Here is a 25,530-nt window from a genome sequence, read left to right on the forward strand (position 1 = left end):
GTAGTGATAATCGTTTTCAATACAAGCACGATCGGGCGCGGCCGTCGTCACCCTGCGTGCGACCGCCCGGGACCCCACGCCACGACGCGTGGCCGACGCCCGTGCTGGCCTGCGTGAGGGTGGCCGCTAGGACCGGACGGCGTGCCCGAGCACTCGACGTCCGGCCGGTGGCCGGGTGGCGGCACCGACCTCGCGGCGGGACCCGGCGGCAGCGCGGTGCCCCGGCCGGCGTGCGATCCCACGGATCCGGAGGGGCGCGGGTCCCTGCGGCCCGGCCGCGGGTACGAGCTCGCGCCCGGGCCCACGCCGATCCGTGCCGCTCCCGTCCGCGCCGCGCCGCTCTGCTGCGGGCGCCGGTGGGCGGCGGACCCTCCGGACGGCCTCGATCACGACCGTGACGGCGATGGCCAGCCCGAAGCTCACCAGCAACGCGGTGACGGTGTCGTGGGTGAACGCGGCGCCGCCGAGGAAGCCGATGAGCGCCTGGTAGGTGGCGGACAGCAGCGACCCGGCGGCGGTGAAGGCGAGGAAGCGCGACACCGGGTAGCCGGTGGCGCCGGCCGCGAGCGTCGCGACGGTCCGCCCGGCCGGGACGAAGCGGGCCGTCAGCAGCACGGTGCCCCCGCGCCGGTCGAGCAGCCGGGCGATCCGGTCGAAGGTCGAGGCCCGGGCCCCGCCCGGGGTGAACCGCGTACGCACCGCCGGGCCGATCCCCCGCCCGATCAGGTACCCCGCGACCTCGCCCAGGAAGGCGCCCGTCCCGGCCACGGCGATCACCGCCAGCAGGTTCTGCTCCCCCGCCACCGACGCCACCCCGGCCGCGATGATCAGGGCCTCGCTCGGCACCACCGGCAGCAACGCGTCGACGACCGCGAGCACGAGGATCACGGCCAGCAACCACGGGGACGCGAGCGCGGCCTCGGTGACGAGCCGCAGGGTGTCGATCACGATCCGTACGATGCCGTGATCCGCGCGCTGATACATCGGTAGAAGGTCGGAGTTCGGTCAGGGATGACCCCGACTTCCGTCCGTGTTCACCCCAGGGACAGCAGGCCCTCCACCGAGTCGCGGCAGGGTGGTGGTGGCGGTCATGGCCGCAGCCGTCCGTTCGTCGCCGCGATGTGGTGCATCGTGGTTCTCTCCAGCGCGCTCGTCTGCTCGGCGTCCAGCCGGTCGCAGAGCCACTCCCAGTGCAGCGCGACCGTGTCCCCCACCGCGACGACGACCAGCGCGTGATCCGCCTCGATCCGCTCCGGCGCGGGCTCCCCGAGGCGCAGTTCCGTGCCGTCCCAGGTCAGGTGGCGGGTCTCGACGTCGACGCCCTCGGTCGAGCACCCCGTGACGGTGCCCCAACGGATGCGACAGCGGTCGAGCACGTGCCGGGGGTGGTCGAGCCCGGAGCCGAGCAGTCGGCTCCACGGGTACACGCCGAACACGTGGAACCCGTGGTCGCCCGACGCCTGCGCCAGCAGGTCGGGCGTCAGGTGGCTCCAGTAGTGCCCGGCCCGCGGCCCGATGACCTCCAGCAGGGCCGCGCCGAACGCCGGCCCGTCGACGCCGATGTCGCGCCCCAGCCAGTAGGACTCCACGAGCCGCGCGTCCAGCGGGTCCGCGGTGCCGGTGAGCCGGGCCAGCACCTGCAGGTAGGGCCACGCGCCGGAGAACCGGGTGGCCGCGGCCCGGATCTCGGTCTCCGTGGCGCCCAGGCCCGTCGGCGGCCCGCAGAAGCCCAGCGCGTTGGGCGCGAGGGCGTAGCGGGAGAAGAGGTCGACGCCCCTAGTGAGCACCGCGGACAAGGTCGGCCGCCTCCCGGTGCATCCGCCCGAAGTTGTAGTAGGCCGCACACGCGCCCTCGGGCGACACCATGCACGTCCCGATCGGCGTCTCCGGGGTGCACGCGGTGCCGAACACCTTGCACTCCCACGGCTTGAGCACGCCCTTGAGCACCTCGCCGCACTGGCACGCCTTCGGGTCGGCGACACGCACGCCCGGCATGGCGTAGCGCAGCTCGGCGTCGAACCCGGCGTAGTCGTCGGACAGGCGCAGCGCGCTCTGCGAGATGAATCCGAGCCCGCGCCACTCGAAGTGCGGGCGCAGTGCGAAGACCTGCCCCAGCAGCGCGAGCGCCGCCGGGTTGCCCTCCTCGTGCACCACCCGCGAGTACTGGTTCTCCACCTCGCAGCGGCCCTCCCGGATCTGGGTGAGCAGCATCGCCACCGACGCGAGGATGTCCAGCGGCTCGAACCCGGCCACGACGATCGGCTTGCCGTACACCTGCGGGACGAACCGGTAGGGCGCGTTGCCGACGACGGTGGACACGTGTCCCGGGCCGAGGAACCCGTCCAGGCGCAGGTCGGGCGAGTCCAGGATCGCCTTGAGCGGCGGCACGATCGTGACGTGGTTGCAGAACACCGAGAAGTTCTCGACGCCCAGCTCGCGGGCGCGCACCAGCGTGACGGCCGTGGACGGCGCCGTGGTCTCGAACCCGAGCGCGAAGAACACGACCTGCTTGTCCGGGTTGTCGACGGCGAGCTTGAGCGCGTCGAGCGGCGAGTACACGAACCGGACGTCCGCGCCGCGCGCCTTCGCGTCCAGCAGCGAGCCGTTCGACCCGGGGACGCGCATCATGTCGCCGAAGCACGTGAAGATCACGTCGGGCTGCTCGGCGATCCACATGGCGTCGTCGACGCGGCCCATCGGGATGACGCACACCGGGCATCCCGGCCCGTGCACCAGCTCGACGTTCGCCGGGAGCAGGTGCTCGATGCCGTGGCGGTAGATGGTGTGGGTGTGCCCGCCGCACACCTCCATGAACTTGTAGTGGCGGTCGCCGCCCGATCCTGACGCGGCGAGCCGATCGATGGCGCCGACCAGCTTCCGGGCGGCGGCCGGGTCGCGGAACTCGTCGACGAACCTCATACCGCACTCTCCCTGAACGCCTCGAGCTCGTCGGTGTAGGCGTCGCCGAGCTTCTGCATGGCGGCGAGCGTGAGCAGCGCCTCCGTCTCGTCGATCCTCGACATGGCGAATCCGACGTGGACGAGCACCCACTCGTCGGGTTCGGGCAGCGCCGGCGCCAGCAGGCGGACCGAGATCGTGCGCTGCACCCCGCTGACGTCGACCTTGGCGAGGCAGTTGGCCGCGTCGGTGATCTCGACGATCCGGCCGGGAATCCCCAGGCACATGGCGGTCCTCCTAACAGATCCGCGGGAGGGGGTCGCCGACGAGCATGTCGACGATCCGGGTGCCCCCGAAGGCGGTGCGCAGCACGACCGTGGCGCCGGGCTGCTCGGTGATCTCCCCGACGACGACGGCCTCGCCGCCGAGCGGGTGGGCGTGCATCGCGGCGAGCCCGGCGTCGGCCTCGTCGGCGGCCACCACGGCGAGGAACCTGCCCTCGTTGGCGACGTAGAGCGGGTCGATGCCGAGCATCTCGCAGGCCCCGTTGACGACCGGGCGCACGGGCAGCGCCTGCTCGTCGAGCACGACGCCGAGCCCGGTCGCCCGCGCCAGCTCGTTGGCGACGGTGCCGACGCCGCCGCGGGTGGGGTCGCGCAGCCAGCGCGTGGCCGGGGCCGCGGCCAGCAGGTGCTCGACCAGGTCGGACACCGCCGCGGTGTCGGACCGGATGTCGGCCTCGATGGCGAGGTCGCCGCGGGCGAGCATGACGGCCATGCCGTGGTCGCCCATCGGCCCGGACAGGATCAGCCGGTCGCCCACGGCCACGTCGGCCGCGGCGAGGCGGCGCCCGGCCGGGACCACCCCGACCCCGGCCGTGGTCACGAACAGCCCGTCGGCGGCGCCGCGGGGCACGACCTTGGTGTCGCCCGTGACGATCTGCACGCCCGCCGCCGCGGCCGCCGCCGCCATGTCGGCGACGATCTCGCGCAGCGTCGCGATCGGGAAGCCCTCCTCCAGCACGAACGCCGCGGAGAGCCACCGCGGCACCGCGCCGGAGCACGCCAGGTCGTTGATCGTGCCGTGCACCGCGAGGTGCCCGATGGAGCCGCCGGGGAACCGGATCGGCTGCACCACGAACGAGTCGGTGGAGAACGCGAGGCGCTCCCCGCTCGGGAGCGTCAGCACGGCGCCGTCGCCGAGGTCCTCCAGCGCCTCGTTGCGGAACGCCTCGACGAACACCGCGTCCACCAGCGCCGCCGACGACTTGCCGCCCGCCCCGTGCGCGAGCGTCACGATCTCCTCGCGCAGCCGGGGTCGGCGCTTGCGGAAGGCCTCGATCCGCTCGATCACCTCGCCCTCGGCGAAGCTCGGTCCCGAACTCAGGTAGTCGGACTTCATATCATCCCAGCTCCTCGTGGACGGTGTGCCACAGCTGGTAGCCCAGCAGGGCCTGCGCCTCCTGGATGCGGTGCACGCTCTGCGAGGCCACCGTGAAACAGATGTCGACGTCCGGCGACGCGGCGAACTGGCCGCCGTCGTACCCGGCGAAGCCGACGGTGAACATCCCGCGTGTGCGGGCCTCGCGGAACGCGGCCATCAGGTCCTTCGAGCTGCCGCTGGTGGACAGCGCGACGGCGATGTCGCGGCCGTCGCCGCGGGCGATGAGCTGGCGGGCGAACACCAGCTCGAAGCCGACGTCGTTGCCCAGCGCGGTGAGGATCGCCTGGTCGGCGGTGAGCGACCACGCCGGGAGCGCCGTGCCGAGCGGCGGGCGCGCGAACAGGCCGGCCAGCGTCGTCGCGTCGGTGGAGCTGCCGCCGTTGCCGAAGCAGAACATCCGCCCGCCCGCGGCGAACCGGCGCGCCATCTCCGCGGCGGCGACGGCGATCCGGTCGGTGGACCCTGCGAGCGTCGAGGCCCGCAGCGCCGCGCTCTCCGCGGCCTTCGCGCGGGCCGAGGCGGCGAGGTCGCGCAGCAGCGAGTCCTGGTCGCGTTCCTCCGCGTCCAGGAAGGGGTAGAGGAAGTTGGTCACGACGCCTCCACCTTCGTGATCGCCGTGCCGGCGTGCACCAGCACGAGGTCGTCGACCGAGACCGGGTCCACGAGCACGGTCGAGACGTCCTCGATGCCCTGCGCCGTGCGGGCCCGCCCCGGGCCGACCATCTCGGCGAGTCGGCCCTCGTCGCTGCAGGTGATGCAGACCTCGTCGGTGCACTCCTCGTCCGGAGCGAGCAGCCCGGGGTGCTCGAAGCAGACGTGCGTGAGCTCCCAGAGCAGGTGGTAGAGCAGCACGAAACCGCCGGTGGCGGGCAGCCGCGGGTCGGGGTCGTCGAGCCACAGGACGTGGTCGGCCGCACCGGCCGCGGGCCGCCCGCCGCTGCCGATCCACAGCGTCGTGGCGCCCCAGGCCGGCGCGCGGCGCATCACCTCGCGCACGGCGGGCTCGTCCGCGGCGGCCACGGCCAGCACGACGTCGCCGGTCCGCACCGACACGCGGGTGGTCGCGACCAGGTCCGGCCCGGTCAGCGCGACGCCGGGCAGCGCCCTCTTCCCGACGATCACCGGGTGCACGAACTCCACCGCCACGTGCTGCGCGTGCGGCTCCCACGCCGGGGCCAGGCTCCACAGCGTCGCGCCCGCGGCGAACCGGCGCGCGAGCGCCAGCGACGCGGCGGCGAGGTCGGCCGGGAGGTCCTCGGCCAGCCCGCGGTCGATCGCGGTGGTCACGACGGCACCACTGGCTGACCGCCGAACACTCCGTGCCCGGTCGTCGTCGCGATGGTCACCCGGGTCGACGCCTCGCCGATCGCCCCGCTCGGCTCGTCCCAGATCTCCGCGGTCCGGCCCGGGATCCCCAGGCACATGGCTCAGCCCTCCCCGTCGAGTGCACGCTGCTGTTCGATCCCGCCCTGCTGTTCGATCCCGCGGAGCGCCGACACGGCCGCCTGGCCCAGCGCGAGCCCGCCGTCGTTCGGTGGGACGGCGCGGTGGCTGAGCACCGCGAAACCCCGCTCCTCCAGTCGGCGGCGGGTGAGCCGCAGCAGCAGCACGTTCTGGAAGACGCCACCGGTGAGCCCGACCAGTCTCACACCGTTCGAGACCTGGGTCACCATCTCGGCGACGGCGTCCGCGACGGCGACGTGGAACGCGAGCGCCAGCTCGGGCACCGGTTCCCCGCCCCGAACCCCCGCGACCAGCCGTCGCAGCACGGGCGCCGGGTCGAACCGGCCGCCGCCCACCCCCATCCGCGTCACAGCAGGGTGGCTGTGCTCCGACTGGACCGGAGCAGGGCCACCCTGCTGTGACCGGGTGGCGGCGACTGCGGCCGCCAACGCCTCCAGGTCCAGTGCCGCCTGGCCTTCGTAGGTCACCTCATGGCGTACGCCCAGCAGGCTGGCCACCGCGTCGAACAGGCGGCCCATGCTCGACGTCGGGACGCAGCCGGTGCCCGAGTCCAGCTGCGAGGCCAGCAGCGCCAGCTCCGCCTGCTCGCACGCGGCCACGGGCGGCAGGTCGGCGTCCCAGGCGATGCCGGCGGCACGCAGGTGTGACAGCGCCATCCGGCGCGGGTGGCGGACGGCCGCGTCGCCGCCGGGGAGCAGCACCGGCGCCAGGTGCGCGGCGCGGACGAAGCGGTGGCTGTCGGGGCCCAGGCGCAGGATCTCCCCACCCCAGACCGTCCCGTCGGTGCCGTAGCCGGTGCCGTCGAACGCGACGCCGACGACCGGCTCGCCGAGCCGGCCGTGCTCGGCGAGCAGCGCGACGACGTGGGCGTGGTGGTGCTGCACGAGATCGAGCGGGCGGTCGCCCGCGTGGTCCTCGGCCCAGGCCCGGGTGCGGTAGCCGGGGTGCAGGTCGGCCGCCATCCGCACCGGCTGCGCGCGCAGCCCGGTGAGCTGCCCGACCGCGCGCTCGTAGGCGCGCAGCGTCTCCAGCGTGCCCATGTCGCCGACGTGCGCCGAGCAGAACGCCAGCCGCCCGTCGGTCAGGCAGAACGTGTTCTTGAGTTCCCCGCCGACGGCGAGCACCGCCGGCACCTCCCGGCCCAGGTCGACCGGCAGCGGGGCGTACCCGCGGGAGCGCCGGACGGGCAGTTCCCGGCCGTCCACGACCCGCACCACGGAGTCGTCGCACGGCACGTGGATCGGGCGGTCGTGGTCGAGCACGGCGTCGGCGAGGGCGGGCAGGCGGGTCGCGGCGTCGTCGTCGGTGAAGCAGATGGGCTCGTCGGAGCGGTTCGCGCTGGTCAGGACGAGAGTTCCGCCCGTCTCCAGCAGCAGGTGGTGGACCGGGGTGTAGGGCAGCAGGATGCCCAGCCACGGGCTGCCGGGGGCGACCCCGTCGGCGACCTCGGCATCCGGGCGCCGGCGCAGCAGCACCACCGGGCGAGCGGGCGAGGTGAGCACGGCGGCCTCGTCGTCGTCGATGTCGACGAGGCCGCGGGCGGCGGCGAGGTCGCGCACCATCACCGCGAACGGCTTGCCGCCGCGGGCCTTGCGCGCCCGCAGCGACGCGACGGCCCGCCCGGAGGTGGCGTCGCAGGCGAGGTGGTAGCCGCCGACGCCCTTGACGGCCACGACCTGCCCGCCCGCCAGCGCCCGCAGCGCCTCGGCGATCGCCGGATCCCCGCAGCCACGCCCCGGCTCGTGCGCACCGAGACCCCGGCTCGTGCGCACCGAGACCCCGACTCGCGCGCGCTCAGGCCGCGACTCGCGCGCATCCGGGGCCCGACTCGCGCGCACGCAGACCCCGACTCGCGGGAGGGGGTGGAAGGTGAGCGTGGGGCCGCAGTCCGGGCAGGCGACGGGCTGGGCGTGGAAGCGGCGGTCGGTCGGGTCGTGGTACTCCGCCGCGCACCGCTCGCACATCCCGAAGGCGGCCATCGTGGTGCCCGGGCGGTCGTAGGGCAGCTCGCGGATGATCGTGAACCGGGGCCCGCAGTTGGTACAGGTGACGAACGGGTGCCGGAAGCGGCGGTCGGCGGGGTCGAACAGCTCGGCCACGCAGTCGTCGCACACCGCCACGTCGGGCGGGATCGCGGTGCGCGCGCCCACCGCCGGGGCACTCGCCACGATGGCGAACCCGGCCTGCGCGACCGCGGGCAGGTCCTGGACCTCGACCGAGGCGATCCTGGCGAGCGGCGGGGCGTCGGCCTGCATCCGCCTCACGAACTCCACCACCGCGACCGGCGGACCCTGGACCTCGACGAACACGGCCGACGCGTCGTTGCCCACGTGCCCCGCCAGGTCGAACTCGGTGGCGAGCCGGTGGACGAAGGGGCGGAAGCCGACGCCCTGCACCACGCCGGTGACGACGACACGCCGCCGAACGGGGGTGATCACCGAGGTCATGCACACCTCCATCCGGGGTAGTGACCTGGAGCACAGGCTAGAAGCCTTGACACCCGCGCGTATAGCCCGACTGTGTGTACCGTCACACCCGTGCACGAGCTGTCGATCTGCAACTCCGTCGTCGACATCGTCACGCGCCATGCCGCCGGCCGTACCGTCAACGCCGTCCACCTGCGGGTGGGCGCCCTGCGCCAGATCGTGCCGGACACGCTCGTCTACTGCTGGGGCCTGATGAACGCCGACACCCCGCTCGCCTCCTCGGAGCTGGTGGTGGAGAGCGTCCCCGGCGCCATCCGGTGCCGGCCGTGCGACCGCACGCAGGCCCTGACCGAGTTCGTCCTGGTCTGCGAGGCGTGCGGCGGGAGCGACGTCGAGGTCGTTGCGGGCGAGGAGTTCCTGATCACCACGCTCGACCTGGCGGAGACCTGACATGGGGCGGTTCCACAAGCACGAGGACGGGCAGGGCCATGAGCACGGGCACGACGAGCCGGGCGACCACACCGGGTACGCCACCGGCGGTGAGCGCGTCGAGGTGCTCGAGCGGATCTTCGACGAGAACGACCACTGTGCCGCCGCCAACCGTGCCGACCTCGACGCGGCGGGGGTCACCTGCGTCAACCTGATGTCCGCACCGGGCGCCGGGAAGACCGCGCTGCTGCGCGAGACCCTCGTCCGGTTGCCGGGTCGGCTGCGGGTCGGGATCGTCGAGGGCGACATCGAGACCAGCATCGACGCCGACCGCCTCGCCGGGCTCGGCGCCTCGATCAGCCTGCTCAACACGGCCAACGGGTTCGGCGGCGAGTGCCACCTCGACGCCCCGATGGTGCGCTCCGCGCTCGCCCGGCTCCCGCTGCCCGACCTGGACCTGCTGATCGTGGAGAACGTCGGCAACCTGGTGTGCCCGGCCGAGTTCGCCGTCGGCGAGCACCACCGCGCGATGGTCTACGCCATCACCGAGGGCGAGGAGAAGCCGCTCAAGTACCCGGTGATGTTCCGCTCCGCCGACCTCGTGCTCGTCAACAAGATCGACCTGCTGCCGCACCTGGACTTCGACCTCCCCCTGTTCCGCGCGAACCTGCGCGCGGTGCACCCCGGCGTCACGGTGATCGAGACCAGCGCGCGCACCGGCCAGGGGGTGGACGAGTGGTGCGCGTGGTTGGCGGCGCAACACCCGTCCGGCTGACCGCACCGCCGTCGTGGTGACCGCACACCCGCCGGGACGCCGGTGCGGTGCACGTGACGCCGGTGCGGCGGCGCGCGGTACGGGACGCCGCGGGCCACCCTGCCGCCGGCATTTTCCCCGCACCGGGCGCCTTCGGTGCGGGACGCCTTCGGTGCGGGACGCCTCCGGTACGGGGCGCCTCCGGTACGGAGGAGGCGCCGGGTGCGGAGGCGCCGGTGCCGCTGCCGGTGCCGCTGCCGGTTCCGCTGCCGGTTCCGCTGCCGCTGCCGCTGCCGGTTCCGGTGCCGCTGTCGGTTCCGGAGGATCCGGCGGCATCATGATCGGTGACCGGGAACAGGCGGCGTGTGGGGGCACGCCCGCGCGTTCCGAGTCGACGATCTTGGGTGAGGCGCGTCCGCGAACCGGTTGGTGATCGTCGGGAGGGAACCGGCAGGCGTGTCCCGCACGCCCGGCCGTTCCGAAGCGGTGATCACATCGAGGCCGCCACCCGACCGTGCCAGGCCACGCCACGCCCGGCTCGCCACGCCACGCTCAGCGCCCGGCTCGCCACGCCACGCCACGCTCAACCCCCGGCTCGCCACGCCACGCCGCGGCCGGCTCACTCCTGCCGACGCCCGACCGACGCCGACCGACGCCCGACCGACGCCCGACCGACGCCCGACCAACGCCCGACCAACGCCGACCGACGCGCGGCCACCGACGACCACCCACCCGCCCGCGACCCCTGGTGCCGGCCCGGCGCCACCCGCCGGCAACCAGGCGAGAGACCCGGCCGGCCCGGCCGGTAGATGTCGCGCGCATACAGCGGCCATGTGCCCCTAGGTGCGCCGAACGCTTACTCCGCACGGCGGCCGACCGCTACAACGGTGATCCCACCACAGCCCAGCCGAGGGGCGACACCGATGTCAGCACCCGAGCAGACCGAACCCGTCGTACACATCCTCTGGATCAACGCCGGGCTGAGCTGCGACGGGGACTCCGTCGCGCTCACCGCGGCCACCCAACCCAGCATCGAGGAGATCGCGCTCGGCGCGCTCCCCGGGCTGCCCAAGGTCGCGGTGCACTGGCCGTTGATCGACTTCGAGAACGGTCCGGTCGGCGGCGCCGACGACTTCATCGAGTGGTTCTTCAAGGCCGAGCGGGGCGAGCTCGATCCGTTCGTGCTCGTCGTCGAGGGGTCGATCCCGAACGAGCGGATCAAGCCGGAGGGGTACTGGTGCGGGTTCGGCAACAACCCCGCGACCGGCCAGCCGATGACCACCTCCGAGTGGCTCGACCGGCTCGCCCCGAAGGCGCTGGTCGTCCTCGCCGTCGGCACCTGCGCGACCTACGGCGGCATCCACGCCATGGCGGGCAACCCCACGGGCGCGATGGGCGTGCCCGACTACCTGGGCTGGGACTGGAAGAGCCACGCCGGCATCCCGATCGTGTGCGTGCCGGGCTGCCCGACCCACCCGGACAACCTGTCCGAGACGATCCTCTACCTGCTCTACCAGGCCACCGGGGCCGCCCCGATGATCCCGCTCGACGACGCGCTGCGGCCCACGTGGCTGTTCGGCAAGACCGTGCACGAGGGCTGCGACCGCGGCGGCTACTACGAGCAGGGCGAGTTCGCGACGACGTACGACTCGCCGACGTGCCTGGTCAAGCTCGGGTGCTGGGGCCCGGTCGTCAAGTGCAACGTGCCCAAGCGCGGCTGGATCAACGGTGTGGGCGGCTGCCCGAACGTCGGCGGCATATGCATCGGCTGCACGATGCCGGGCTTCCCGGACAAGTTCATGCCGTTCATGGACGCCCCGCCCGGCTCGATGGTCTCCGGGGCGACCAGCAAGGCCGTCGGCAGCGTCATCACCCGGCTTCGCAAGATCACCGAGCGCAAGCTCGACCAGGAACCGACGTGGCGCCGCAAGGGCCGCGAGCTCTCGACCGGCTACCAGAAGGTCTGGTGAACTGACATGACCACGACGCAGGCGAAGCCGTCGGGCCCGAGCTCGGACTCCACCGGTCTCACCGAGATGTCCTGGGACCCGATCACCCGCATCGTCGGGAGCCTCGGGATCTACACGAAGATCGATTTCTCGGCCGGGCGGGTGGCCGAGTGCCACTCCACCTCGTCGATCTTCCGCGGCTACTCGATCTTCATGAAGGGCAAGGACCCCCGCGACGCGCACTTCATCACCAGTCGCATCTGCGGCATCTGCGGCGACAACCACGCCACCTGCTCGGTGTACGCGCAGAACATGGCCTACGGGGTTCGCCCGCCGCACATGGGCGAGTGGATCATCAACCTCGGCGAGGCCGCCGAGTACATGTTCGACCACAACATCTTCCAGGAGAACCTGGTCGGGGTGGACTACTGCGAGAAGATGATCGCGGAGACGAACCCGGGCGTGCTGGAGCTGGCCAACCGGACCCCGGCCCCGGGCGAGGAGGCCCACGGGTACCGGACCATCGGCGACATCATGCGGTCGCTCAACCCGTTCACCGGCGAGTTCTACCGCGAGGCGCTGCAGGTCAGCCGCTACACCCGCGAGATGTTCTGTCTGATGGAGGGGCGCCACGTCCACCCGTCCACGCTCTATCCCGGCGGCACGGGCACGGTCGCGACGATCCAGCTGTTCACCGACTACTACACCCGGCTGATGCGCTACGTGGAGTTCATGAAGCGCGTCGTGCCGATGCACGACGACCTGTTCGACTTCATGTACGAGGCGCTGCCGGGCTACGAGGAGGTCGGCCGCCGCCGGGTGCTGCTGGGCTGCTGGGGCGCGTTCCAGGACCCCGACCACTGCGACTTCCAGTACCGCACCATGTCCAACTGGGGCCGGAAGATGTTCGTGACCCCCGGCGTGATCGTCGACGGCAAGCTCGTCACCAACGACCTCGTCGACATCAACCTGGGCATCCGGATCCTGCTCGGGCACTCGTTCTACCGCGACTGGGACGACCAGGAGATCTTCGCGACGCACGACCCGCTGGGCAACCCGGTCGACCGGCGCCACCCGTGGAACCAGCACACGATCCCACAGCCGCAGAAGCGCGACTTCGACGACAAGTACAGCTGGACGATGTCGCCGCGCTGGTTCGACGGCACCGACCACCTCGCACTCGACACCGGCGGCGGCCCGCTCGCGCGGCTGTGGGCCACGGCGCTGGCCGGGCTCGTCGACATCGAGTTCGTCAAGGCGACGGGGCACAGCGTGCAGATCAACCTGCCGCGCACGGTGCTGAAGCCCGAGGTCAGTTTCGAGTGGAAGATCCCGCACGACAAGGCGGGCAGGCCGCTGTCCAACGCGATCGAGCGCAACCGGGCCCGCACCTACTTCCAGGCCTATGCGGCGGGGTGCGCGCTGCACTTCATCGAGAAGGCGATCGCGGAGGTGCGCGCGGGCAACACGAAGTCGTGGGAGAAGTTCACCGTGCCCGACGAGGCGATCAGCGTCGGCTTCACCGAGGCGGTGCGCGGCGTCCTGTCCCATCACCTGGTCATCCGCGGCGGGAAGATCGCGAACTACCACCCGTACCCGCCCACCCCGTGGAACGGCAGCGTGCGCGACGTCCACGGCACGCCCGGCCCCTACGAGGACGCGGTGCAGAACACGCCGATCTTCGAGGAGAACCGCGGCGACAAGTTCAAGGGCATCGACATCATGCGGGCCGTGCGCAGCTTCGACCCGTGCCTGCCGTGCGGCGTGCACATGTACACCGGGAGCGGCAAGCCACTGGTGCGGACCACGTCGCCGTCGATGCTCAACACGATCTGAGATGGCCTCGACGGACCTCGACCCCACCGGGCTGGCCGGCCGGATCGAGGAGCTGCTGGACGGGATCACCGCCGAGGGCGGGCCCGGGGTGGGGCACGCGGCGGAGGAGCTGGTCCGGGTCCTGATGCGGTTCTACGGGGCCGGGCTGGAGCAGATCGTCGCCGTCGTGAAGGCGGGGGCCGGGGAGACGATCGTGCACCGGATGGCGGCCGACCCGCTCGTCGCCGGGCTGCTGGCCCTGCACGATCTGCACCCGGTGCCGCTGGAGCAGCGGCTCGGGCACGCGCTGGACACCGCGGTGCGCAGGCTCGGGTCGCACGGCACGGGCGTGCGGCTGGGCGAGGTCGACGCCGAGGGCGCGGTGCACGTGCTCCTCGACGGCGGCGGCTGCGGGACCGACACCGTCAAGGACGTCGTCGCCGCGTCGATCGGCGAGCTGGCGCCGGAGGTCGCGGGCGTCGTGTTCGACGCCGCCCCCGCCGGGCCGACTCTGCTGCAGATCGGCGTACGCCCCGCGGTCGCCTCGTGATGAGCACCGCCGACGCACTCCCTCCCGCGGAGGCGAGATGAGCACCGCCGACGCACTCCCTCCCGCGGAGGCACAGTGACCTCCGCTCTGCGCCGGTTCCTGGCCGAACCGCCGGGCCGGGAGCCGGCGCGGGAGACCTGCGAGCTGTGCGCGAAGCCGGTTCCGGCGGAGCACCCGCACCTCGTGCAGGTGCAGGAGCGGCGGATGCTCTGCGCCTGCGGGGCCTGCGGGTTCCTGTTCAGCAACCCCGGGGCGGGGGGTGGGGGCTTCCGGCGGGTGCCCGACCGGTACCTGGCGGACCCGGACTTCCGGCTCACCGACGCCCAGTGGGACGCCCTGCAGATCCCCGTCGGCATGGCGTTCTTCCTGCGAAACTCCGCGCAGGACCGGATCATCGCCTGCTACCCCAGCCCGGCCGGGGCGACGGAGAGCGAGCTGGGCCTCGACGCGTGGGCGGCGGGCGTGGGCGCGAGCCGGCTCGCCGCGGGGCTGGAACCGGACGTGGAGGCCCTGCTGGTGCGCCGCGAGTCCGACGTCGGCGTCGAGTGCCTGCTGGTCCCGATCGACGCCTGCTACCGCCTGGTCGGGCTGGTGCGGCTGCACTGGCGCGGGTTCGACGGCGGCGCCGAGGCGTGGCGCGAGATCGACCTGTTCTTCGACGCCCTGCGCGACGCGGCCCGCCCGCTGGCGGGCTGACGTGCTGCGCTTCGCCTGCACCGGGGCCCGGCCCGAGCCGTTCGCGGCCGGGCCGTCGCTGGAGTTCGACGTGCGCATCACCGACGACGGCGGGAGCGCGCGCCGGGTGCACTCGGTGGCGCTGCGCACCCAGATCCGCATCGAGCCCCGGGGCCGTGGCTACACCCCCGAGGAGTCAGCGAAGCTGGTCGACCTGTTCGGCGAGCCGTCGCGGTGGGGGGAGACGCTCAACCCGCTGCAGCTCGCGACGGTCGCCACCACGGTCGGCAGCTTCACCGGCGAGACGACGGTCCCGGTCACCGTGCCGCTGACCTACGACCTCGACATCGGTGCCACCAAGTTCTTCCACGGCCTCGCCGAGGGAGAGGTGCCGCTGCTGATGCTGTTCTCCGGCACCGTGTTCTACGCGGGCCCCGACGGCGTGCAGGTCGGGCTGGTGTCGTGGCACGAGGAGGCGACCTTCCGCCTGCCGGTGGCCACCTGGCGGGCGGCGATGGACGATCACTACCCGCAGTCGGCGTACGTGCGGGTGAGCACGGCGACGCTGGACGCCCTGTCGGCCTACCGCTCGCAGCACGTGATCCCCAGCTGGGACGAGACGTTCGAGCGGCTGTTGAAGGAGGCGGGGCGTGAGCATCCCTGACGTGCTCGACGAGGTCGCCGCGGTCGCCGACGCCGTGCTGTTCGAGGGCTACCTGCTCTACCCGTACCGCGCGTCGGCCCAGAAGAACCGGGTGCGCTGGCAGTTCGGCGTCCTCACCCCCGGGGGCGACACCTGCGAGCCGACCCGCAACCGCACCGAGTGCCTGCTCGAACCCGGTTCGGCCACCCGCCTGCACCTGCGGCTGCGCTGCCTGCAGCTGGAGTCCCGCTCCCCCCGGACCCCGGACGGTGCACCGGTCGGGGAGCTGGTCGTCGACGGTCGGCGCCACCTGCGGTTCGAGGAGGGGGCACCGCGGCAGGTGGACGTGACGCTGGCCGTCGACGACCTCCTGCGCGGCCCGTGCACGGTCCCGGTGCTGCTGCCCGCCGCGCGATGGGTGGAGGAGCTGGGCACCGGTTCCATCGTGCGCGAGTCCTGGGAGGTGCGTGGCCGGATGGTCGTGTCGCTGACCGACCTGGACGGCCCGTACCTCGTGCACCGGCTGCGCGTCGACGTCGTCAACGACGGGGACTGCGAGCCCGACGCCCCGCGCGAGCAGGTGCTGCGGACCTCGTTGATCGCCGCGCACACCGTTGTCGGCGCTCCGGGCGGGACGTTCCTCTCCCAGACCGATCCGCCGCGCTGGGCCGCGCCGATCGCGGCCGGGTGCGTCAACTCCCACACCTGGCCGGTGCTGGCCGGCCCGTCGGGCCGGTCGGACGTGGTGCTGTCGACCCCGATCATCCTCGCCGACCACCCGCAGCTCGCCCCGGAGAGCACGATCGACCTGTTCGACGGCTGCGAGAACGACGAGATCCTCACCCTGCGCACCCTGGTGCTGACCGACGCGGAGAAGGCCGAGGCCCGGGCCACCGACCCGCGCGCCGCCGCGATCATCGACGCCGTCGAGCAGCTACCCCCCGAGTTCATGGAGCGGCTGCACGGCACCATCCGTTCGCTGCGGCCCGCCCCCGCGGGAGGTGACCTGGGGCTGGGCGCGGACAGCCCGGCCGAGCACCCTCCCGAGCGGCTCCCCTGGTGGGACCCCGGCATGGACGCCTCGGTCGACCCGGACACCGACTCGGTGCCGGTCGGCGGGGTCCCGGTGTCGCGCGGCAGCGCGGTGGTGCTGCGTCCCGGACCGCACGGCGACGTCCAGGACCGCTTCCTCGACGGCCTGCGCGCCACCGTGCAGGCGGTCGTCCACGACGTCGACGGCGGCGTGCACGTCGCGGTGTCGGTGGACGGCGACCCGGCCGCGGAGCTGCAGCTCGCGCACGGCCGCTTCCGCTACTTCCGCCCCGACGAGCTGGAGGTGGCGAGGTGAAGGACGCTGCGACGACCGTGCTCGTGGCCGGGATCGGCAACGTGTTCCTGTCCGACGACGCGTTCGGCGTGGAGGTGGTCCGCCGGCTGGGGGAGCTGCCCGAGGGGGTGCGGGTGCTCGACAGCGGTATCCGCGGGATGCACCTGGCCTACGAGCTGCTCGACGGCTACGACACGGTCGTGCTCGTCGACGCCGTGCCCCGCGGCGGCGCGCCGGGCACGCTCCACACTCTCGAACACGACCTCGACGCGCCCGCGCCGGACGGGGCGGTGCTCGACGGGCACGGCATGGACCCGGCCTCGGTCCTCGGGCTGCTGCGCGACCTGGCGGCCTCGATGGAGGTCGTGCGCCCGGTCGGGCGGGTGCTGGTAGTGGGGTGCGAGCCCGCCTGCCTCGACGAGGGCATCGGGCTCAGCCCGGCGGTCGCGGCCGCCGTCGGGCCCGCGGTGCGGGCCGTCACCGAACTGATCGACCACGTCCGCACACCGGAGGGAGCCCGAACATGATCCGCAGGATCCTGGTGCTGATGCTGCTGGCGGCGGCGGTCACCGCCGCCGTCGCGGCCGTGCAGTCGCGCGAGGAGATCGCGCGCTACCGCGACATGCGCCGGATGTGACCCGTGTGTCTGGGGATCCCCGGCCGGGTGATCGGGCCGATGAACGGGCACCCGGACCTGGCGGTGGTGCGGGTCGAGGGCGTCGACCGGCCGGTGAACCTCGGGCTGCTCGACGGGGAACCCACCCCGGGCGAGTGGGTGCTCATCCACATGGGATTCGCCCTGGAACGGATCGACGAGGCGACCGCGAAGGCGTCGCTGGAGTTCGTGACCGGCCGCGACGGCGCGTTCGGCGACCGCCCCGGCTGAGCACCGCTCACCGACGCGCGGTGCTCACCTGGATGTAGCGCTCGAGGAACAGGTGCAGCATGTCGTGGACGTGCTCCAGGCCCCGGACCTGCTGTTCCAGGAACGCCAGGCCGTCGGCGGTGACGTGGTAGGTGCGCCGCGCCGGGCCGACCTCGGACAGCTCCCACTCCGACCGGACCAGCCCCTGGTGCTCCAGCGCCCGCAGCGCGCGGTACACCCCGCCCGCGTCGGCGTCGCCGTCGTGCAGGGGCCGCAGCCGGACGGCGAGGTCGTAGCCGTGGTCGGACTGTTCGCGCAGGAGCAGCAGCAGGCACGGCTGGAGGAAGTTGCGCGGTTCGAGTGCGGCCATGCCGGGGCCCCGTCGGTAGGCGGTGGTGGACGCCTGATGAGATATGAGGCTTCCAGCATGTGACGTGGATGACAAGGACGGTCCCGCAACGGTCGCGGTGAACCGCGGCGGCGACCGGGCCGTGTGTGAGGCGGTGGCCGGTCCGACGCCGGCCCGGTAGACCCGGAGGTTGTCCCCATGTCCCGCTCCCCCGCGCTCGCCGCCGTGGCCGCGGTCGGCGCGATCGTGCTGACCGCGTGTGCCGGCTCGGACGGCGGCACCGCCGACCCGTACGGCGTCGGCGGTGAATCCGCCGAGATCGCGGCGCCCGAGACGCTCACCGCCCCCGAGGGCACCGTGCTCACCGCGAACGGCACCGCCCAGCTCGGCACCGTCGTCGTCGACGGCCTGGGCTGGACGCTCTACCGCTTCGACGACGACACCGCGCAGCCGCCCGCCTCGAACTGCGCGGGCGACTGCGCCGCCGCGTGGCCACCCGTGCTCGCCGAACCCGGCACCCCCCTGGAGCTGGAGGGCGTCGCCCAGGAGGCGGTCGGCACGATCACCCGACCCGACGGCGGCGTGCAGCTGACCATCGGCGGGTGGCCGGTGTACCGCTACGCGGCCGACCCCGCGCCCGGTGCCACCGACGGGCACGGCGTCGGCGAGAAGTGGTTCGCGGTCGACCCCGAGGGCGGGCGGGCCGCGGCTCCGCAGTGACACCGCCCTGGCCGCAGGTGACGAGTTGACATCCGCGGTCGCAGCCTCTTGCGCGGACCCGGTACGGGGTCCGAGAGTGGGCCGCTCAGCCGAGAGGGGACGCCGAATGTCCGACGGGATCGTCCGCGCCGCCATCCTGCAGGCCAAGTGGACCGGCGACACCGCGTCCATGATCGAGGTCCACGAGAGCTACGCCCGCGCCGCGGCCGAGCAGGGTGCGCGGGTGATGGGCTTCCAGGAGGTCTTCAACGCGCCGTACTTCTGCCAGGTACAGGAGGCCGAGCACTACCGGTGGGCCGAGCGGGTGCCCGAAGGACCCACGGTCGTGCGGATGCAGGCCCTGGCCCGGGAGACCGGGATGGTGCTGGTGGTGCCGGTGTTCGAGGTGGAGGACTCCGGGCACTACTACAACACCGCGGCCGTCATCGACGCCGACGGCACGGTGCTGGGCAAGTACCGCAAGCACCACATCCCGCAGGTCAAGGGCTTCTGGGAGAAGTTCTACTTCCGGCCTGGCAACCTCGGCTGGCCGATCTTCGACACCGCGGTGGGCCGCGTCGGCGTCTACATCTGCTACGACCGTCATTTCCCGGAGGGCTGGCGCGCGCTGGGCCTCGCCGGCGCGCAGATCGTGTTCAACCCGTCGGCGACCAGCCGCGGTCTGTCGTCGTACCTGTGGAAGCTGGAGCAGCCGGCCGCCGCCGTCGCCAACGAGTACTTCGTGGCCGCGATCAACCGGGTGGGCGTGGAGGAGTACGGCGACAACGACTTCTACGGCACCAGCTACTTCGTCGACCCGCGCGGGCAGTTCGTCGGCGAGGTGGCGTCCGGGAACGACGAGGAGCTCGTCGTCCGTGACCTCGACCTGGGCATGATCGACGAGGTGCGCCGGCAGTGGGCGTTCTACCGCGACCGCCGCCCCGACGCCTACGGCCCGCTGGTGGCGCAGTGAGCGACTTCGTCACCGGAGGTGGGGCATGAGCGAACTGCTGAAGCGGACCCGGGCGGTGCTCCCGTCCTGGCTCGCCATCTACTACGCCGAGCCCATCGAGCTCGACCGCGGCGACGGCCGCCACGTCTGGGACACCGACGGCAACCGGTACCTGGACTTCTTCGGCGGCATCCTCACCACGATGACGGCACACGCCCTGCCCGAGGTGACCGCGGCCGTCGCCGACCAGGCCGGGAAGATCATCCACAGCTCCACGCTGTACCTCAACCGGCCGATGGTGGAGCTGGCCGAGCAGATCGCGACGGTGTCCGACATCCCGGACGCCAAGGTGTTCCTCACGCCGAGCGGCACCGAGGCGAACGACGCGGCGTTGCTGCTGGCGTCGTCGCTGCGCCGGAGCAACCAGATCCTCGCGCTGCGCAACAGCTACCACGGCCGCTCGTTCTCGACGATCGCGATCACCGGCAACCGGTCCTGGTCCGCCACGTCGCTCTCGCCGTTCCAGACCTACTACGTCCACGGCGGCCAGCAGTACCGCTCGCCGTTCGCGGGGCTGTCCGACGGGGAGTACATCGCCGCCTGCGTCGCCGACCTGCGCGACGTGCTCGACCAGGCGGGCGGGGACGTCGCGGCCTTCATCGCGGAGCCGATCCAGGGCGTCGGCGGGTTCACCTCCGGTCCCGACGGGCTGCTGGGCGCGTTCGCCGAGGTGCTCCGCGAGCAGGGCATCCTCTGGATCTCCGACGAGGTGCAGACCGGCTGGGGCCGCACCGGCGAGCACTTCTGGGGCTGGCAGGCCCACGTCGCTCCCACCCACCCCACCCCGGACCTGGTGACCTTCGCCAAGGGCATCGGCAACGGGCTGTCCATGGGCGGGGTGATCGCGCCGGCCGCGATCATGGACTCACTCGGCGCCAACCACATCTCGACGTTCGGCGGCTCCCCGCTGACGTCCGCCGGGGCGCTGGCGAACCTGCGCTACCTGCTCGACCACAAGCTCCAGGACAACGCCGCAGCGCAGGGCCCCGCACTGTTCGACGGCCTGCGCGCGCTGGGCAGCCCGATCGTCGGCGACGTCCGCGGCAAGGGCCTCATGATCGGGTTGGAGCTGGTGCGCCCCGGCACCGGCACCCCCGGCGATCCCGCACCGGAGATCGCCACCGCGGTGCTGGAGGGCTGCAAGCGGCGCGGGCTGCTGGTCGGCAAGGGCGGCCTGCACGGCAACGTCCTGCGCGTCGCCCCACCCCTGACGCTCACGTCGGACGAGGCGGCAGAGGGCCTGGCCGCCCTGCTGTCCGCGCTGGAGGAGGCCACCCCATGAGCACTTCGGAGCCTTATCGCTGTGTCGACCCCCCGCCCGCGAGCGTTGTGGCTCCGAGGTGCGGGAGGTCTGCGTGAGCAGGACGTTGATCACCGGGGGGACCGTCGTCACCGCGGCCGACGAGATGGCGGTCGACGTGCTCGTCGACGGGGAGAAGGTCGTCGCGCTCGGGGTTGATCAGGGGTGGACGGCCTCCACCGTCATCGACGCCACCGGCAGGTACGTCATCCCCGGCGGTGTCGACGCCCACACGCACATGGAGCTGCCCTTCGGCGGCACGTTCGCCTCCGACACGTTCGAGACCGGCACCCGCGCCGCGGCGTGGGGCGGCACCACCACGATCGTCGACTTCGCGGTGCAGTCGATGGGCGGGTCGTTGCGCGCGGGCCTCGACACGTGGATGGCGAAGGCGCAGGGCGAGTGCGCCATCGACTACGGCCTGCACATGATCATGGCTGACGTGAACGAGGGCTCGCTCAAGGAGATGGAGGGGCTCGTCGGGGAGGGCGTCAGCAGCTTCAAGCTGTTCATGGCATACCCCGGGGTGTTCTACAGCGACGACGGCAAGATCCTGCGCGCGCTGCAGAAGGGTGCCGAGACCGGCGGGCTGATCATGATGCACGCCGAGAACGGCATCGCGATCGACGTCCTCGTGGAGCAGGCGTTGGCCCGTGGGAACTCCGATCCACGCTTCCACGGTGTGGTTCGGCACGCGCTGCTGGAGGCCGAGGCGACCAGCCGGGCGATCAGGCTCGCGCAGGTGGCGGGCGCGCCGATCTACATCGTGCACCTGAGCGCCACCGAGGCCCTCGACGAGCTCGCCCGCGCCCGTGACCAGGGCGTCAACGCGTTCGCCGAGACCTGCCCGCAGTACCTGTACCTGTCCACCGACGACCTGGCCCGGCCCGGGTTCGAGGGCGCCAAGTACGTCTGCTCCACACCGCTGCGCCCGCAGGACCACCAGGCCGCGCTGTGGAAGGGGCTGCGCACCGACGACCTGTCGGTCGTGTCCACCGACCACTGCCCGTTCTGCTACACCGGCCAGAAGGACCTGGGCCTCGGCGACTTCTCCAAGATCCCCAACGGTCTGCCCGGCGTCGAGACGCGGATGGACCTGCTGCACCAGGCCGTGCTCGACGGACACATCGGGCGGCGCCGCTGGATCGAGCTGGCGTGCGCCACCCCGGCGCGCATGTTCGGGCTGTACCCGCGAAAGGGCACGATCGCGCCCGGCTCGGACGCCGACATCGTGGTCTACGACCCGACCGCCCGGCACGTGCTCAGCGCCGAGACACACCACATGAACGTCGACTACTCCTGCTACGAGGGAAAGACCGTGACCGGGCGCGCGGAGACGGTCCTGTCCCGCGGCCGCGTGATCGTCGACCGTGGGGAGTACCGGGGCAGGAAGGGCGACGGCCACTTCCTCCGCCGCGACACCTGCGGCTACCTCCGCTGACGCCCCGCCACCCCGCGTTGCAGTGGGGTGGCTCCACTCCAACCGCGTTGCAGTAAAGCCACTCCACTGCAATCCGACCGGCGACTCCCTGGAGGGTTCCATGGATGTTGGGCTTGTTCTGCAGACCGATCCACCTGCCTCCACCGTCGTCGAACTCATGGTGCGCGCCGAGTCGCTGGGGTTCAGCCACGGCTGGACGTTCGACTCGCACGTGCTCTGGCAGGAGCCCTACGTCATCTACTCCCGCATCCTGGAGCGCACCTCCCGGATGGTGGTCGGCCCGATGGTGACGAACCCCGGCACCCGCGACTGGACCGTCATCGCCTCCCTGCACGCCACGCTGAACGACATGTTCGGCAACCGGACGATCTGCGGCATCGGCCGCGGCGACTCCGCGATGCGCGTGCAGGGGCGCCCGCCGACGACGCTGGCGCGGCTCGAGGAGTCGATCCACGTGATCCGGGAGCTCGCCGAGGGCCGCTCGGTGGACCTGGGCGGCACCCAGGTGCAGATCCCCTGGGTGCCCGCGGGAGCGGCGCTGCCGGTGTGGATGGCCGGGTACGGGCCGAAGGCGCTCGACCTCGTCGGCCGGACCGCCGACGGCTTCATCCTGCAGCTCGCCGATCCCTACCTCGTCGAGTGGACGGTCAAGACCGTGCGCGCGGCCGCCGCGGCGGCGGGCCGCGACCCGGCGTCGATCACGATCTGCGTGGCCGCTCCCGCCTACGTCGGCGACGGCGGTGCCGATTCCCTCGACCATGCCCGCGACCAGTGCCGCTGGTTCGGCGGGATGGTCGGCAACCACGTGGCCGACCTGGTCACCCGCTACGGGGAGTCCGGCGTGGTGCCCGCCGAGCTCACCGGCTACATCAAGGGCCGCGACGGGTACGACTACAGCCACCACGGCCGTGCCGGCAACGCGTCCACCGACTTCGTGCCCGACGATGTGGTCGACCGGTTCTGCCTGCTCGGCCCGCCCGCCGCGCAGCTCGACCGCCTCGCCGAGCTGCGGGAGCTGGGCGTCGACCAGTTCGCGATCTACGCGATGCACGACGCCCGCGAGTCGACGATCGAGGCCTACGGCGCGTCGGTGATCCCGGCACTGTAGGAACCGTCAGCGCGGTACCGGCACCGTCTGCGTCCCGCCGCCCCAGCCGTTGGCCTGGTCCCGGCCCTCGACGACGACCTCCCCGACGCCCTCCGGGATCGCGACGTCGAACGAGCGGGTGAAGGGCTGCTCGGACGCGTGGTCGTGGGTCAGCTCGTTGACGCCGAACACCGTGCCGTCGGCGGCGCGGACCCGGAAGGCGTCCGCGTACCGTTCGGGGGTGTCGTAGGGCGAGCTCACCGTCACGGCGAAGGAGAATTCGTCGTCGGCGGGGGTCACCTCGACGCCGACGATGTCCGGGAACCGCCGCTCGGCGGCCGGGCCCGACGGCCCGGGGCCGGGGGCCGAGCATCCGACCAGCAGCAGGACCGTCACGGCCGCAGCCGCCAGGGACAGGACGAACGACTTCATCGCACCACCGTGGCACCGGCGCGCGGGCCCCGCCGGGCGGGCCCGCGATCCGTTCCCGGTCCGTCAGAACTCGGGTCGTGGGTCAGGGCGTCGGCAGCGCCGTGGCCCGGTGGCCGCGGGTGAAGTCCTCCGGGATGATCAGGTCGTCCGGGGTGAGATCGTGGATGCTCGACCTGCCCAGCCCGAGCAGCGCCTCGTCGATGCCGCTGCGCAGGATCGACAGCACGTTGACGACGCCGGCCTGGCCGTTCGCGGCCATGCCCCACAGGTAGGCCCGGCCGATCATCACCGCCTTCGCGCCGAGCGCCAGCGCCTTGACGACGTCGCCGCCGCGCCGGATGCCGCCGTCGAGCAGGATCTCGGTCTGCCCGCCAACCGCGTCGACGATGCCGGGCAGCGCCCGGATCGAGGCAGGCGTGCCGTCGAGGTTGTTGCCGCCGTGGTTGGACACCGAGATCGCGGTGGCACCCGCGTCGACGGCGCGCCTGGCGTCGTCCGGGTGCATGATCCCCTTCACCGCGAACGGGCCGTCCCACTGCTCACGCAGCCAGGCGATGTCCTCCCAGGTGGGCAGCGGGGTGAACATCCACTCGCCGTACGCGCCGAAGAACGTGGGCGCGTCCTCACCGGGGGCCGCCAGGTTGGGGGTCGTCAGGTCGGGCAGGCCGCCGCTGCGCATCCACTCCAGCACGTACTTTGGCCGCACGATGCCCTCAGGCGCGAACTGCAGGATCGCCTTGAGGTCCATCTTCTCCGGGATGGGCGGGCTGCCCCAGTCGCGGCGGGTGGCGAACGTCCAGTCCAGCGTCATGATCAGGCCCTGGGCGCCGGCCTTCTTCGCCCGCTCGGCGCGCGCCACGATCTTGTCCCGGCCGCCGACCCAGTACATCTGGAAGAACGTCTTCGGGTTGGCTTCGCACACCTCTTCGACGGGCTTGCTCGCGAACGAGCTCAGCCCCATCGCGGTGCCGACCTCGTTGGCCGCGCGAGCGACACCGACCTCGCCGTCCGGGGTGACGGCCTGCACGCCGGTCGGCGAGATCAGCACCGGCAGCGAGATGTCCTGGCCCATCACCGAGGTGGCCTGGTCGCGCTCCTGGGGGAGGTTCGCGATGTGCGGGCGGAACCCGAGCTCGGAGAACGCCTTGACGTTGTCGTCGAGCGTGATGCCCTGCTCCGAGCCCGCGACGAGTGCCAGGTACACCGAGCGCGGCAGCCGCTTCTTCGCGCGGCGCTGCGCCTCGGCCACCGTCTCGAACCACTCCTTGCTGCTGGCCATCACCGCTCCTTCGCGAGCCTGCCGGGTCTTCCGGCGCACCCTAACCCGGCAACCGGCCACCTGCCGTCGACTCCGGCGGTTGTGCCCGGTCGGCCTGTTCGGCTGGGCAGGGTCGGCCCCCTCCCCCGCGCCTAGCAGCGACAGTGATCGACGGGTGGGAACGCGCAGCGGCGTGCGGCACGCCCCGTGGTTCCCGGTCGCCGATCATGGCCGGCCATCCCGGTAGCCCGCCCGGGACCACCGGCACGACGGCCCGGTCCAGGTGCTGCTCGGCGGCCTCATGAGTGGCGGGTCAGCGGGAGTGGCGGGTCAGCGGGTGGCGTCGACCGGCTCGGGGGTCTGGACCGGCTGGGGGGTCTGGACCGGCTGGGGCGCGGTGTCGGCCGACGCCGTGGGCAGCACCGCGGTCGGGGCCGGATCCTGTGCGGGCTCGGGGGTGCCGTCGTCCTTGAGGCCCTTCATCTCGCCCTTGAAGACGCGGGCGGACTGGCCGATGGAGCGGGCCATGTCGGGGAGCTTCTTCGCGCCGAAGACGAGCACGAGCACTCCGAGCAGGATGATCAGTTCCCAGCCACCGAGGTTCGGCATGGTGCGGTCCTTCCGTTGTCGGGTCGTTCAGGGGGGATACGGCACAGCGGTGGGGGGGGGGCGCGGCGCGCGCGCGGCCCGAGCCCCCAGGCGCGCGGGGCCGAG

General features: G+C 72.7%; 27 protein-coding genes. 15 read left to right on the top strand and 12 right to left on the bottom strand.

Translation table 11 applies throughout. The annotated features are described in order from the left end of the window. Window positions 1-126: 126 nt before the first annotated feature. The 8 genes from Q1K26_RS00270 to hypF all read right to left on the bottom strand — a co-directional run bounded on the left by Q1K26_RS00270 (window position 127) and on the right by hypF (window position 8,252). Window positions 127-948, bottom strand: coding sequence for a DedA family protein (locus Q1K26_RS00270; RefSeq protein WP_300006845.1), 822 nt, complete (start codon window positions 946-948; stop codon window positions 127-129). 140 nt (window positions 949-1,088) lie between these two features. Next, on the bottom strand, window positions 1,089-1,787 hold the full coding sequence (locus Q1K26_RS00275; RefSeq protein WP_300006847.1) for a DUF6390 family protein: 699 nt from the start codon (window positions 1,785-1,787) through the stop codon (window positions 1,089-1,091). Further along, window positions 1,777-2,919 carry a hydrogenase formation protein HypD gene (gene hypD / locus Q1K26_RS00280; protein ID WP_300006849.1) on the bottom strand — a complete coding sequence of 381 codons (1,143 nt, stop codon included), beginning with the start codon at window positions 2,917-2,919 and terminating at the stop codon, window positions 1,777-1,779. Before hypD ends, Q1K26_RS00275 begins: the two co-directional genes overlap by 11 nt. Then, window positions 2,916-3,185 (bottom strand): HypC/HybG/HupF family hydrogenase formation chaperone, encoded by a 270-nt coding sequence (locus Q1K26_RS00285; RefSeq protein WP_300006851.1) that lies wholly within the window; start codon window positions 3,183-3,185, stop codon window positions 2,916-2,918. The genes hypD and Q1K26_RS00285 overlap by 4 nt, the downstream gene beginning before the upstream one ends. A gap of 10 nt (window positions 3,186-3,195) precedes the next feature. Then, window positions 3,196-4,299, bottom strand: a complete 1,104-nt coding sequence (gene hypE, locus Q1K26_RS00290; RefSeq protein WP_300006854.1) for a hydrogenase expression/formation protein HypE — start codon at window positions 4,297-4,299, stop codon at window positions 3,196-3,198. Between the two features lies 1 nt (window position 4,300). Beyond that, on the bottom strand, window positions 4,301-4,933 hold the full coding sequence (locus tag Q1K26_RS00295; protein ID WP_300006855.1) for an SIS domain-containing protein: 633 nt from the start codon (window positions 4,931-4,933) through the stop codon (window positions 4,301-4,303). Next, a complete protein-coding gene (locus tag Q1K26_RS00300) occupies window positions 4,930-5,628 on the bottom strand; it encodes a hydrogenase assembly protein HupF (RefSeq protein WP_300006857.1) in 699 nt (232 codons plus the stop codon). The genes Q1K26_RS00295 and Q1K26_RS00300 overlap by 4 nt, the downstream gene beginning before the upstream one ends. A 140-nt stretch (window positions 5,629-5,768) precedes the next feature. Beyond that, on the bottom strand, window positions 5,769-8,252 hold the full coding sequence (hypF, locus tag Q1K26_RS00305; RefSeq protein WP_300006858.1) for a carbamoyltransferase HypF: 2,484 nt from the start codon (window positions 8,250-8,252) through the stop codon (window positions 5,769-5,771). A 90-nt stretch (window positions 8,253-8,342) separates the two neighbouring features. On the opposite strand from hypF, the gene Q1K26_RS00310 reads away from it, so the two are divergent. The 10 genes from Q1K26_RS00310 to Q1K26_RS00355 all read left to right on the top strand — a co-directional run bounded on the left by Q1K26_RS00310 (window position 8,343) and on the right by Q1K26_RS00355 (window position 17,259). After that, entirely contained in the window at window positions 8,343-8,681 is a 339-nt protein-coding gene (locus Q1K26_RS00310; protein ID WP_300006859.1) for a hydrogenase maturation nickel metallochaperone HypA, read from the top strand. A 1-nt stretch (window position 8,682) separates the two neighbouring features. Further along, window positions 8,683-9,435, top strand: coding sequence for a hydrogenase nickel incorporation protein HypB (gene hypB, locus Q1K26_RS00315; protein WP_300006860.1), 753 nt, complete (start codon window positions 8,683-8,685; stop codon window positions 9,433-9,435). Window positions 9,436-10,337: 902 nt separating this feature from the next. Further along, complete coding sequence (locus Q1K26_RS00320) at window positions 10,338-11,384, top strand: hydrogenase expression protein HypE (protein WP_300006861.1); 1,047 nt, start codon at window positions 10,338-10,340, stop codon at window positions 11,382-11,384. Between the two features lie 6 nt (window positions 11,385-11,390). Beyond that, window positions 11,391-13,199 carry a nickel-dependent hydrogenase large subunit gene (locus Q1K26_RS00325; protein ID WP_300006863.1) on the top strand — a complete coding sequence of 603 codons (1,809 nt, stop codon included), beginning with the start codon at window positions 11,391-11,393 and terminating at the stop codon, window positions 13,197-13,199. A 1-nt stretch (window position 13,200) separates the two neighbouring features. Beyond that, window positions 13,201-13,728 (top strand): NifU family protein, encoded by a 528-nt coding sequence (locus tag Q1K26_RS00330; RefSeq protein WP_300006865.1) that lies wholly within the window; start codon window positions 13,201-13,203, stop codon window positions 13,726-13,728. 75 nt (window positions 13,729-13,803) lie between these two features. Then, window positions 13,804-14,424: a DUF5947 family protein gene (locus Q1K26_RS00335; protein ID WP_300006866.1), complete on the top strand. Its 621-nt coding sequence runs from the start codon at window positions 13,804-13,806 to the stop codon at window positions 14,422-14,424. Window position 14,425: 1 nt separating this feature from the next. Further along, a complete protein-coding gene (locus Q1K26_RS00340) occupies window positions 14,426-15,067 on the top strand; it encodes a DUF6084 family protein (protein ID WP_300006868.1) in 642 nt (213 codons plus the stop codon). Further along, the gene (locus tag Q1K26_RS00345; RefSeq protein ID WP_300006870.1) at window positions 15,054-16,394 is read left to right on the top strand and encodes a hypothetical protein; all 1,341 of its coding nucleotides are present in this window, start codon (window positions 15,054-15,056) and stop codon (window positions 16,392-16,394) included. Before Q1K26_RS00340 ends, Q1K26_RS00345 begins: the two co-directional genes overlap by 14 nt. Beyond that, a complete protein-coding gene (locus tag Q1K26_RS00350; protein WP_300006871.1) occupies window positions 16,391-16,900 on the top strand; it encodes a hydrogenase maturation protease in 510 nt (169 codons plus the stop codon). The genes Q1K26_RS00345 and Q1K26_RS00350 overlap by 4 nt, the downstream gene beginning before the upstream one ends. Window positions 16,901-17,013: 113 nt before the next feature. Beyond that, entirely contained in the window at window positions 17,014-17,259 is a 246-nt protein-coding gene (locus Q1K26_RS00355) for a HypC/HybG/HupF family hydrogenase formation chaperone (protein WP_300006872.1), read from the top strand. 7 nt (window positions 17,260-17,266) lie between these two features. Here Q1K26_RS00355 and Q1K26_RS00360 read toward each other — a convergent pair whose 3' ends face one another. Next, the gene (locus tag Q1K26_RS00360) at window positions 17,267-17,608 is read right to left on the bottom strand and encodes a helix-turn-helix transcriptional regulator (RefSeq protein ID WP_300006874.1); all 342 of its coding nucleotides are present in this window, start codon (window positions 17,606-17,608) and stop codon (window positions 17,267-17,269) included. 177 nt (window positions 17,609-17,785) lie between these two features. Here Q1K26_RS00360 and Q1K26_RS00365 point away from each other — a divergent pair, with 177 nt between their 5' ends. From Q1K26_RS00365 to Q1K26_RS00385, 5 genes are all read left to right on the top strand, one after another. Continuing rightward, window positions 17,786-18,307, top strand: a complete 522-nt coding sequence (locus tag Q1K26_RS00365) for a hypothetical protein (RefSeq protein WP_300006875.1) — start codon at window positions 17,786-17,788, stop codon at window positions 18,305-18,307. A 106-nt stretch (window positions 18,308-18,413) separates the two neighbouring features. Continuing rightward, window positions 18,414-19,259 carry a nitrilase-related carbon-nitrogen hydrolase gene (locus tag Q1K26_RS00370; RefSeq protein WP_300006877.1) on the top strand — a complete coding sequence of 282 codons (846 nt, stop codon included), beginning with the start codon at window positions 18,414-18,416 and terminating at the stop codon, window positions 19,257-19,259. 25 nt (window positions 19,260-19,284) lie between these two features. Further along, a complete protein-coding gene (locus Q1K26_RS00375; RefSeq protein WP_300006878.1) occupies window positions 19,285-20,580 on the top strand; it encodes an aspartate aminotransferase family protein in 1,296 nt (431 codons plus the stop codon). A 73-nt stretch (window positions 20,581-20,653) separates the two neighbouring features. Then, window positions 20,654-22,039: a dihydropyrimidinase gene (hydA, locus tag Q1K26_RS00380; RefSeq protein ID WP_300006880.1), complete on the top strand. Its 1,386-nt coding sequence runs from the start codon at window positions 20,654-20,656 to the stop codon at window positions 22,037-22,039. A 100-nt stretch (window positions 22,040-22,139) separates the two neighbouring features. After that, a complete protein-coding gene (locus Q1K26_RS00385; RefSeq protein ID WP_300006882.1) occupies window positions 22,140-23,147 on the top strand; it encodes a TIGR03842 family LLM class F420-dependent oxidoreductase in 1,008 nt (335 codons plus the stop codon). A 6-nt stretch (window positions 23,148-23,153) separates the two neighbouring features. On the opposite strand, the gene Q1K26_RS00390 is transcribed toward Q1K26_RS00385, so the two are convergent. The 3 genes from Q1K26_RS00390 to tatA form a co-directional block, all read right to left on the bottom strand. Next, a complete protein-coding gene (locus tag Q1K26_RS00390; RefSeq protein WP_300006884.1) occupies window positions 23,154-23,558 on the bottom strand; it encodes a hypothetical protein in 405 nt (134 codons plus the stop codon). An 82-nt stretch (window positions 23,559-23,640) separates the two neighbouring features. Then, window positions 23,641-24,837, bottom strand: coding sequence for a pre-mycofactocin synthase MftD (mftD, locus tag Q1K26_RS00395; protein ID WP_300006886.1), 1,197 nt, complete (start codon window positions 24,835-24,837; stop codon window positions 23,641-23,643). 309 nt (window positions 24,838-25,146) lie between these two features. Next, on the bottom strand, window positions 25,147-25,425 hold the full coding sequence (tatA, locus tag Q1K26_RS00400; RefSeq protein ID WP_300006888.1) for a Sec-independent protein translocase subunit TatA: 279 nt from the start codon (window positions 25,423-25,425) through the stop codon (window positions 25,147-25,149). Window positions 25,426-25,530: the final 105 nt, after the last annotated feature.

The sequence above is a fragment of the Pseudonocardia sp. genome (assembly GCF_029263155.1).
GTDB lineage: Bacteria > Actinomycetota > Actinomycetes > Mycobacteriales > Pseudonocardiaceae > Pseudonocardia.

Excerpts from the sequence above, each read along its gene's own strand:
- hypD (WP_300006849.1), bottom strand. The coding sequence starts at position 2,919 with ATGAGGTTCGTCGACGAGTTCCGCGACCCGGCCGCCGCCCGGAAGCTG.
- Q1K26_RS00285 (WP_300006851.1), bottom strand. The coding sequence starts at position 3,185 with ATGTGCCTGGGGATTCCCGGCCGGATCGTCGAGATCACCGACGCGGCC.
- hypE (WP_300006854.1), bottom strand. The coding sequence starts at position 4,299 with ATGAAGTCCGACTACCTGAGTTCGGGACCGAGCTTCGCCGAGGGCGAG.
- hypF (WP_300006858.1), bottom strand. The coding sequence starts at position 8,252 with ATGACCTCGGTGATCACCCCCGTTCGGCGGCGTGTCGTCGTCACCGGC.
- hypB (WP_300006860.1), top strand. The coding sequence starts at position 8,683 with ATGGGGCGGTTCCACAAGCACGAGGACGGGCAGGGCCATGAGCACGGG.
- Q1K26_RS00320 (WP_300006861.1), top strand. The coding sequence starts at position 10,338 with ATGTCAGCACCCGAGCAGACCGAACCCGTCGTACACATCCTCTGGATC.
- Q1K26_RS00325 (WP_300006863.1), top strand. The coding sequence starts at position 11,391 with ATGACCACGACGCAGGCGAAGCCGTCGGGCCCGAGCTCGGACTCCACC.
- Q1K26_RS00330 (WP_300006865.1), top strand. The coding sequence starts at position 13,201 with ATGGCCTCGACGGACCTCGACCCCACCGGGCTGGCCGGCCGGATCGAG.
- Q1K26_RS00360 (WP_300006874.1), bottom strand. The coding sequence starts at position 17,608 with ATGGCCGCACTCGAACCGCGCAACTTCCTCCAGCCGTGCCTGCTGCTG.
- Q1K26_RS00365 (WP_300006875.1), top strand. The coding sequence starts at position 17,786 with ATGTCCCGCTCCCCCGCGCTCGCCGCCGTGGCCGCGGTCGGCGCGATC.
- Q1K26_RS00370 (WP_300006877.1), top strand. The coding sequence starts at position 18,414 with ATGTCCGACGGGATCGTCCGCGCCGCCATCCTGCAGGCCAAGTGGACC.
- Q1K26_RS00375 (WP_300006878.1), top strand. The coding sequence starts at position 19,285 with ATGAGCGAACTGCTGAAGCGGACCCGGGCGGTGCTCCCGTCCTGGCTC.
- Q1K26_RS00385 (WP_300006882.1), top strand. The coding sequence starts at position 22,140 with ATGGATGTTGGGCTTGTTCTGCAGACCGATCCACCTGCCTCCACCGTC.
- Q1K26_RS00390 (WP_300006884.1), bottom strand. The coding sequence starts at position 23,558 with ATGAAGTCGTTCGTCCTGTCCCTGGCGGCTGCGGCCGTGACGGTCCTG.
- mftD (WP_300006886.1), bottom strand. The coding sequence starts at position 24,837 with ATGGCCAGCAGCAAGGAGTGGTTCGAGACGGTGGCCGAGGCGCAGCGC.
- tatA (WP_300006888.1), bottom strand. The coding sequence starts at position 25,425 with ATGCCGAACCTCGGTGGCTGGGAACTGATCATCCTGCTCGGAGTGCTC.